We start from the raw sequence: 8,843 nt of genomic DNA on the forward strand, positions 1-8,843 counted from the left end.
TCCTCGACGGCAGAAGGGCTCTATACCTCTCAACCCGGCATCAGTAAACAGGTGCGCATGCTCGAAGATGAGCTGGGCATCCAGATTTTCGCCCGCAGCGGCAAGCACCTGACCCAGGTCACCCCCGCCGGCCAGGAAATCATTCGCATCGCGCGTGAAGTGTTGTCCAAAGTGGACGCCATCAAAGCCGTTGCCGGTGAACACACCTACCCGGACAAAGGCTCGCTGTACGTCGCCACCACGCATACGCAGGCTCGCTACGCCTTGCCAAACGTGATCAAGGGCTTTATCGAGCGTTACCCGCGCGTCTCGCTGCACATGCATCAGGGCTCGCCGACGCAGATCGCCGAAGCGGTCTCCAAGGGCACCGCCGATTTTGCCATCGCCACCGAGGCGCTGCACTTGTACGACGATCTCATCATGTTGCCGTGCTACCACTGGAACCGTGCGGTGGTGGTGAAGCCCGATCATCCTTTAGCGGGCAAAAGCAGCATCAGCATTGAAGAGCTGGCGGCTTACCCGATCGTCACTTACACCTTCGGCTTTACCGGCCGCTCGGAGCTGGACACCGCCTTCAACCGCGCCGGTCTGACGCCGCGCATCGTCTTTACCGCCACCGACGCCGACGTGATCAAAACCTATGTGCGGCTGGGACTGGGGGTAGGGGTGATCGCCAGCATGGCGGTGGATCCGGTGCAGGATCCGGATCTGGTGACGGTGGATGCGCGCGACATCTTCACCTACAGCACCACCAAAATCGGCTTCCGCCGCAGCACCTTCCTGCGCAGCTACATGTATGACTTCATTCAGCGCTTCGCGCCGCACCTGACGCGCGACGTGGTCGACAGCGCGGTGGCGCTGCGCTCCAACGAAGAGATCGAAGCGATGTTCAAGGACATCAAGCTGCCGATTAAGTAAGTTCAGGTTGGCGGCGCGTCGGCCAAAACAGGAGGGGGTGTCCCTCCTGTTTTGTATGCTGCCGCTTACGGCGCATCTTGGTTATTCGTCGGGGGTTGAGACTGAGGTAAAGCGTTAGCGTCTTGATTGATACGCTTATCCAACGTTTTGGCCCGTTTGGCGGCGACGATCGTTATAACAGCCAGGTAAAGGAGATAAAGGCTTGATGCCAAAAGCGTCCATCCTATTCTCTTTTGTATTTTTACATCGGCGCGCCGTTCACTGTCATCACCGTTGGTGAGTTTATAACAGATTGATTGTACCTCACTTTCCAATAGACCGACCTCGGCGGCGCGTTGAAAAGCATCACGGGCGCCGCATTGCTCTCGTGTCAGTTCCCATTTTTTGTCTGATATAAACGGAATAAACAGATCTGAGTTTTTCGCATAGTCTTTGCCCAACAGAAAACTGTGCGTGGTCTGTTTGAACTCATACCAGGCTTCATTGGTGATTGTGAGTTTCGTTGCGGCAATGGTAATGAAGTACAAAAGCACGATAGATACAGCAAGGATGGCAAACTCCATCGCGCTTGCCAGCCTAATTTTCTGATCTTTAGGGGTAAATCTGTCCTTTATGCGCCGCAACTCATGCATTGCGACGTCTTTGTTCTTCATCCAACGCAGCGTTGCCTCAATTTCCGTGAGGTTTCTTACCTTGATGCCGTAATGGTAAATAAAGCGATGCACCTCATACTGTTCACTGTCGAATGTTTTGATGCTCTCATACTGGCTGCCCTTACCGCGCAGAACTTTATCCCACAAGAATTTGAGCAGAATATAACCAGATCGCGTACGGTAGATAATAATGATAAACAAAATCAACGGTATGAGTGATGTAGCCACGACCATTAGATTTTGGAAGGTTGGATCGATGGTGATATTCAAAATGTGCTCCATGCGCGTGCTTTATTGTCAGAATGTTCAATATCGCTGATGTATCGGGAAATGCCGATTGAAATTATCGCGCATGTTCGATGAAACCGTTTCATGCGGCTTTGGCATTTCAGGCAAGGAGCGGCGGTTAAGGTAACTCGCTGACACTCTTCACATTAACTTCTGTGATTGTTCCCGCCTATCGTTGTGATCAAATCGTGTTGTTATCAAAACGTTAACTTGTCTTTGTGGTATCTTTAAACAAGACCTCACTGATTACCCTGTTTTAGTCACAATAAGAAATGGAGGAGCTATGTCGTCCGATCTTCGTGAAACAAGTCTGGATAAGCTGGTTGCGCTGAATAGCGAATATTACTACTACAGTCTGCCGCTGGCGGCGAAGCAGCTGGGTGCTATCGACCGGTTGCCGAAATCGATGAAAGTGCTGTTGGAGAACCTGCTGCGTCATGTGGATGGCGATACCGTGCAGGTTGACGACCTCAAGGCCATCGTCGCCTGGTTGCAAACCGGCCATGCTGACCGTGAGATCGCCTACCGTCCGGCGCGCGTGCTGATGCAGGATTTTACCGGCGTCCCGGCGGTGGTGGATCTGGCGGCGATGCGCGAAGCGGTACGGCGACTGGGCGGCAATGTCGAGCAGGTGAATCCGCTGTCGCCGGTGGATCTGGTGATTGACCACTCGGTTACCGTCGATGAATTTGGCGATAACAACGCCTTCGAAGACAATGTGCGTATCGAAATGCAGCGCAACCACGAGCGCTACACCTTCCTGCGCTGGGGGCAGAAAGCTTTTAACCGCTTCCGCGTGGTGCCGCCGGGCACCGGCATCTGTCACCAGGTCAACCTCGAATACCTCGGCCAAACGGTCTGGCACAGCGACGAAAGCGGCCGCCGTGTGGCTTATCCCGATACGCTGGTGGGCACCGATTCCCACACCACCATGATCAACGGCCTGGGCATCCTCGGCTGGGGCGTGGGCGGCATCGAAGCGGAAGCGGCGATGTTGGGCCAGCCGGTGTCGATGCTGATCCCGGATGTGGTCGGCTTCAAGCTGACCGGCAAGCTCCGCGAGGGCATTACCGCCACCGATCTGGTGCTGACCGTCACCCAAATGCTGCGCAAACACGGCGTTGTCGGCAAGTTCGTCGAGTTTTACGGCGACGGCCTGGCCGATCTGCCGCTGGCGGACCGGGCGACCATCGCCAACATGTCGCCGGAGTTCGGCGCCACCTGCGGCTTCTTCCCGGTGGATGACGTTACGCTCGGCTATATGAAGCTCAGCGGCCGCAGCGCCGAACAAATCGCGCTGGTGGAAGCCTACGCCAAAGCGCAGGGCATGTGGCGCAATCCGGGGGATGAGCCGGTCTTCACCAGCTCGCTGGCGCTGGACATGTCGACGGTGGAGGCGAGCCTCGCCGGGCCGAAACGCCCGCAAGATCGCGTCGCGCTGCCGAATGTGCCGCAGGCGTTCAAGGCCGCGACCGAGCTGGATATCGGCGGCCACAAGGCCAAGACAGACGGCAAAACCTTTACGTTGGACGGGCAGCAGCACGAACTGCGCGACGGCGCGGTGGTGATCGCGGCGATCACCTCCTGCACCAATACCTCCAACCCGAGCGTGATGATGGCGGCCGGCCTGCTGGCGAAAAACGCCGTCAAGAAAGGTCTGCGCAGCAAACCCTGGGTAAAAACCTCGCTGGCGCCGGGTTCCAAAGTGGTGACCGACTACTTCGACAGCGCCAAACTCACCGCCTATCTGGAAGAGCTGGGGTTCAACCTGGTGGGATATGGCTGTACCACCTGTATCGGCAACTCCGGGCCGCTGCCGGATCCTATCGAGCAGGCGATCAAAGAGGGCGATCTGACCGTTGGCGCGGTGCTGTCGGGCAACCGTAATTTCGAAGGGCGCATCCACCCGCTGGTGAAAACCAACTGGCTGGCCTCGCCGCCGCTGGTGGTGGCTTATGCGCTGGCGGGGAGCATGAAGATCGATCTGACCAAAGAGCCGCTGGGCGAGGGTAATGACGGTCAGCCGGTCTATTTGAAGGACATCTGGCCGAGCAGCCAGGACATCGCTCAGGCGGTGGAAGAAGTGCGCACCGAGATGTTCCACAAGGAATACGGCGAAGTGTTCGACGGCGACGCCAACTGGCAGGCGATCCAGGTGACCGGTTCGGCGACCTATCAGTGGCAGGAGGATTCTACCTATATCCGCCATCCGCCGTTCTTCAGCACCATGCAGGTGAAGCCGGATCCGGTGCAGGACATCAAAGACGCGCGCATTCTGGCGATTCTGGCCGACTCGGTGACCACCGACCACATCTCGCCGGCGGGTAACATCAAGCGCGACAGCCCGGCGGGGCGTTACCTGAGCGAGCATGGCGTAGCGCCGCAGGATTTCAACTCCTACGGTTCACGCCGCGGCAACCACGAAGTGATGATGCGCGGCACCTTCGCCAACATTCGCATCCGCAACGAAATGGTGCCGGGCGTGGAGGGCGGCTATACCCGCCATATTCCGTCGCAACAGCAGCTGTCTATCTACGACGCCGCCATGCAGTACCAGCAGGAGAAAGTGCCGCTGGCGGTGATCGCCGGTAAAGAGTACGGTTCCGGCTCCAGCCGCGACTGGGCGGCGAAGGGGCCGCGCCTGCTGGGCGTGCGGGTGGTGATTGCCGAATCCTTCGAGCGTATTCACCGCTCTAACCTGATCGGCATGGGGATTTTGCCGCTGGAGTTCCCGCAGGGGGTGACGCGCAAAACCCTGGGGCTGACCGGGGATGAGCAGATCAGCGTTGGCGGCCTGCAACAGCTGCAGCCGGGCCAGACGGTGCCGGTGCACATCACCTATGCCGACGGGCGCAAGGAAGTGGTCGACACCCGGTGCCGCATCGATACCGGCAATGAGCTGACTTACTACGAAAACGACGGCATCCTGCACTATGTGATCAGGAAAATGCTGTAATTAATCAATAAAAAGGGCGCCGTAAGGCGCCCTGATTGTTTCCGCGGCGGTGGCGATCACTTCTGGTCGAGCAAATGGCCCATTTTGGCGGCCTTGGTGGCCAGATAGCGTTCGTTCTTCGGGTTGCGACCGACGATCAACGGCACGCGTTCGCTGATGTTGATACCGGCTTCGGTCAGGATCTCGACCTTTTTCGGGTTGTTGGTCAGCAAACGCACCGCGTCGACGCCCAGTAGTTTGAACATGTCGGCACACAGGGTGAAGTCGCGCTCATCGGCGGCGAAGCCGAGCTGGTGATTGGCTTCCACGGTGTCTGCGCCCTTATCCTGCAGGGCGTAGGCGCGGATCTTGTTCAACAGGCCGATATTGCGGCCCTCCTGGCGATGATAAAGCAGGATGCCGCGGCCTTCTTCCGCAATCTGCTCCAGTGCGGCTTCCAGTTGAAAACCGCAGTCGCAGCGCAGGCTGAACAACGCGTCGCCGGTCAGGCATTCGGAATGCACGCGTGCGAGCACCGGCGCTTCGCCGGAAATATCACCGAATACCAGTGCCAGATGGTCATGTCCGGTCGCCAGTTCTTCGAATCCTACCATCAGGAAATCGCCCCAAGGTGTCGGCAGTTTAGCCTCTGCCACCCGTTTCAGCTGCATGTCACTCTCCACAAAAACCTACGATTCAATCATTGTCGCGCATCCTAAGTCCGGTTCAGTAAATTGACCAAGACTAAAACGTGCTACGCCGATCTCTATTTCGTTAATTATCGGCTATTTTGCCACAACTTCTTGCCGGGCGGTGCTCAGCAAACCAGCAGATGGCGTTTTCTGGCCACCTATTATTGCGATAGGTTTCCTATCTGTTTAATTTTTCGCGTGTTATCAATATTGCACTCTTGTTACACTGCAGCCTGATTCACGCAGAGGAAAACGGGAATGTATGAGATAGCAAAACGTACGGCGGGCGGCGCGCTGCTGCTGCTGTTGATGCCGCTGGTCGTATGGGCATCCGGCTGGCATTGGCAGCCCGGCGGCAATGATCGGCTGCTCAAAGCGCTGTTCTGGGTGACCGAAACCGTGACCTCGCCGTGGGGCATTCTGACCAGCGCTATCCTTTGCGGTTGGTTTTTGTGGTGCCTGCGCTTTCGGCTGAAAGCGGCCATCGGTCTGGCGATCCTGCTTTCCGCCGCGTTGGTGATTGGGCAGGGGGTCAAGTCGTTGATCAAGGATCGGGTGCAAGAACCGCGGCCGTTTGTGGTATGGCTCGAGCAAACCCACGGCGTGGACGGAAAATATTTCTATTCGCTGCATCGTAAAGAGCGCAGCGCGCTGGTGCGCGAGCAACTGCAAGACCAGACGCTGGTGCCGAACTGGCTGCGTAAGCACTGGCAGTTTGAAACCGGCTTCGCTTTCCCGTCGGGGCATACGATGTTCGCCGCCACTTGGGCGCTGCTGGGCGTAGGATTGCTGTGGCCGCGCCGCCATTATAAAACCGTCGCGCTGCTGATGGTGTGGGCAACGGGGGTGATGGGCAGCCGTCTGCTGCTGGGCATGCACTGGCCGCGCGATCTGGCGATGGCTACGCTGATCAGTTGGCTGCTGGTGGTGATCACCTGCTGGCTGGCGCAGCGTTGGTTTGGCCCGTTGACGCCGCCGCCAAAAGAGCAGCAGGAAATCGCGGCGCGCAAGCCGGAGATATGATCGATATGTGACCGCGTCACAAAATAGGCGGCATCGGACCGGTGCCGCATTAACCGCTTACATTTTCCCGCCATTGCAATTCGCCCGGTTGCCCCCATATCCTTATAAATTCGACGTTTTGAGAAGCTTTCTCATCAATTTGTTCGCTAAGACCGTTTACTGCCGAATATGCCAGCAGATATGTGGTTTTATCGTGCGGCAGGGTTTCCCTGCCGCAGCGGGAAATGCTAACTTAAGGGTTAGGGACGCCACATTTTGGCATCGTTCATCCGATTCACTCGGCATCGCGGGAAAGAATGTGAAATATTTGCTGATTTTTTTGTTGGTTCTGGCGATCTTCGTGATTTCCGTCACCTTGGGTGCGCATAACGATCAGGTGGTCAATTTTAACTATCTGGTTGCGCAGGGGGATTATCGCGTATCGACTCTGTTGGCCACGCTGTTTGGCGCCGGTTTCGTTCTCGGCTGGATCATTTGCGGCCTGTTCTACCTGCGCACGCGTATTGCGCTGGGTCGCGCCGAGCGCAAAATCAAAAGGCTGGAGCTGCAGCTTGAGCAGCCCGCAGAACCGGCGGCTCAGCCTGTTGTCAGCAAGGAATAATCCTCTATGTTAGAACTGCTGTTTCTGTTGCTGCCCGTGGCTGCCGCGTACGGTTGGTACATGGGGCGCAGAAGCGCTCAGCAGGATAAACAGCAAGAAGCCAACCGCCTGTCGCGCGAATATGTGGCGGGGGGGAACTTTCTGCTTTCCAACCAGCAGGACAAGGCGGTCGATCTGTTCCTCGACATGTTGAAAGAGGACAGCAACACCGTTGAAGCCCACCTGACCTTGGGTAACCTGTTCCGCTCGCGCGGCGAAGTCGACCGCGCCATCCGCATCCATCAGGCCTTGATGGAAAGCGCCTCTCTGACTTTCGAACAGCGCCTGCTGGCGGTCCAGCAATTGGGCCGAGACTATATGGCGGCCGGGCTGTACGATCGCGCGGAAGACATGTTCAGCCAGTTGACTGACGAAGCGGATTTTCGCGTCTCGGCGCTGCAGCAACTGCTGGTGATCCATCAGGCGACCAGCGACTGGCAGAAAGCGATCGACGTGGCGGAAAAGCTGGTCAAGCTGGGCAAAGAGAAGCAACGCGTCGAGATCGCGCACTTTTACTGTGAGTTGGCGCTGCAGGCGATGGGCAGCGACGATCTCGATCGGGCGATGAGCCTGCTCAAACGGGCGGCCGCCGCCGATAAACAGTGTGCGCGCGTGTCCATCATGTTCGGGCGCATCTATATGGCGCAAAACGACTACGCCAAAGCGGCAGAGTCGCTGCAACGCGTTCTGAGCCAGGATAAAGAGTTGGTCAGCGAAACGCTGCCGATGCTGCAGGAATGCTACTCGCATCTGCCGGAACAACAGCACAACTGGGCTGAATTCCTGAAGCGCTGCGTGGAAGAGAACACCGGCGCCACCGCCGATCTGATGCTGGCCGAGATTATCGAGCAGCACGAAGGGCGCGACGTGGTGCAGGTCTATATCAACCGCCAGCTGCAACGCCATCCGACCATGCGGGTGTTTTACCGGCTGATGGATTATCACCTGGCGGACGCCGAAGACGGCCGGGCGAAAGAGAGTCTGCTGCTGTTGCGCGATATGGTCGGCGAGCAAATTCGCACCAAGCCGCGTTACCGCTGCCACAAATGCGGCTTCACCGCGCACTCGCTCTATTGGCATTGCCCGTCGTGCCGCGCCTGGTCATCGGTTAAACCGATCCGCGGTCTGGACGGCCAATAATGCGGCGGGGCGACAAAACAAAACGGGGCGATTTATCGCCCCGTTTTTTATGTTCGTCTGTTCGTCGCTTATTTTTTCTTGCCGCCTTTGGCGCCGGTTTTCAACAGCTGGCGGAGTTTCTTCAGCTCTTTCTGGCTCAGCGGCTGTTCAATTTCTTCTTCGGTGCTTTGATTGTCGATCTCGCCGTGGTGCAGGTCATCCGCCTTTTTGGCCGGTTTTTCTGCTTTGGTGGCGGGCGCGCTGAAACTGCTTTCCAGGCGCTGGCACACTTCCACGCTCAACGAAAATTCGTTTTCAGCGGCGGCGGCGCGGATTTTTTCCTTGAGTTCCAGAGGAATTTTAATGGTAAGTGTCGATATCTCGCTCATTTTGAAAGCCTTTCTGCAGGAAGATGCCTTCAAGCTAAGCCACTGGCGATCGGGTGTCTAGTGTGTAATAAAAATTTAATATTTATGTAACAAATGAGGGCGGGGCAAACGCGGTTTTTTTAGGCGAGAAACAGAGGCAGGGCCCGAGCGTGCGGGCCCTGTACCGGAAACATTATTTGTAGATGA

8 protein-coding genes are annotated in these 8,843 nt (G+C 57.1%); 5 read left to right on the top strand and 3 right to left on the bottom strand.

Annotated features, from left to right (window positions below):
* Positions 1-918 (top strand): HTH-type transcriptional regulator CysB (cysB, locus tag ADK28_RS19285; RefSeq protein ID WP_048796410.1); only part of this gene is annotated, 918 nt, incomplete at its 5' end.
* Positions 919-983: 65 nt separating this feature from the next.
* On the opposite strand, the gene ADK28_RS19290 is transcribed toward cysB, so the two are convergent.
* Positions 984-1,841, bottom strand: a complete 858-nt coding sequence (locus ADK28_RS19290) for a DUF6216 family protein (protein WP_147882138.1) — start codon at positions 1,839-1,841, stop codon at positions 984-986.
* Positions 1,842-2,142: 301 nt separating this feature from the next.
* Here ADK28_RS19290 and acnA point away from each other — a divergent pair, with 301 nt between their 5' ends.
* The gene (gene acnA, locus ADK28_RS19295; RefSeq protein ID WP_033640140.1) at positions 2,143-4,815 is read left to right on the top strand and encodes an aconitate hydratase AcnA; all 2,673 of its coding nucleotides are present in this window, start codon (positions 2,143-2,145) and stop codon (positions 4,813-4,815) included.
* Positions 4,816-4,871: 56 nt separating this feature from the next.
* Here the strand turns inward: acnA and ribA are convergent, their stop codons facing one another.
* On the bottom strand, positions 4,872-5,465 hold the full coding sequence (gene ribA / locus ADK28_RS19300; protein WP_004930678.1) for a GTP cyclohydrolase II: 594 nt from the start codon (positions 5,463-5,465) through the stop codon (positions 4,872-4,874).
* Positions 5,466-5,744: 279 nt separating this feature from the next.
* Between ribA and pgpB the strand changes: the two genes are divergently transcribed.
* The 3 genes from pgpB (at position 5,745) to lapB (ending at position 8,289) form a co-directional block, all read left to right on the top strand.
* On the top strand, positions 5,745-6,509 hold the full coding sequence (gene pgpB / locus ADK28_RS19305; protein ID WP_016927531.1) for a phosphatidylglycerophosphatase B: 765 nt from the start codon (positions 5,745-5,747) through the stop codon (positions 6,507-6,509).
* 298 nt (positions 6,510-6,807) lie between these two features.
* The gene (locus ADK28_RS19310) at positions 6,808-7,110 is read left to right on the top strand and encodes a LapA family protein (RefSeq protein WP_048796412.1); all 303 of its coding nucleotides are present in this window, start codon (positions 6,808-6,810) and stop codon (positions 7,108-7,110) included.
* A 6-nt stretch (positions 7,111-7,116) separates the two neighbouring features.
* A complete protein-coding gene (gene lapB, locus ADK28_RS19315; RefSeq protein ID WP_048796413.1) occupies positions 7,117-8,289 on the top strand; it encodes a lipopolysaccharide assembly protein LapB in 1,173 nt (390 codons plus the stop codon).
* Between the two features lie 68 nt (positions 8,290-8,357).
* Here the strand turns inward: lapB and ADK28_RS19320 are convergent, their stop codons facing one another.
* Positions 8,358-8,657: an Arc family DNA-binding protein gene (locus ADK28_RS19320; RefSeq protein WP_004930644.1), complete on the bottom strand. Its 300-nt coding sequence runs from the start codon at positions 8,655-8,657 to the stop codon at positions 8,358-8,360.
* Positions 8,658-8,843 lie beyond the last annotated feature (186 nt).

Source organism: Serratia sp. 506_PEND (assembly GCF_001076875.1).
GTDB lineage: Bacteria > Pseudomonadota > Gammaproteobacteria > Enterobacterales > Enterobacteriaceae > Serratia > Serratia marcescens.

What these genes read in the sequence shown, in the direction of transcription:
- acnA (WP_033640140.1), top strand. Translation starts at nt 2,143, where the DNA reads ATGTCGTCCGATCTTCGTGAAACAAGTCTGGATAAGCTGGTTGCGCTG.
- ribA (WP_004930678.1), bottom strand. Translation starts at nt 5,465, where the DNA reads ATGCAGCTGAAACGGGTGGCAGAGGCTAAACTGCCGACACCTTGGGGC.
- pgpB (WP_016927531.1), top strand. Translation starts at nt 5,745, where the DNA reads ATGTATGAGATAGCAAAACGTACGGCGGGCGGCGCGCTGCTGCTGCTG.
- lapB (WP_048796413.1), top strand. Translation starts at nt 7,117, where the DNA reads ATGTTAGAACTGCTGTTTCTGTTGCTGCCCGTGGCTGCCGCGTACGGT.
- ADK28_RS19320 (WP_004930644.1), bottom strand. Translation starts at nt 8,657, where the DNA reads ATGAGCGAGATATCGACACTTACCATTAAAATTCCTCTGGAACTCAAG.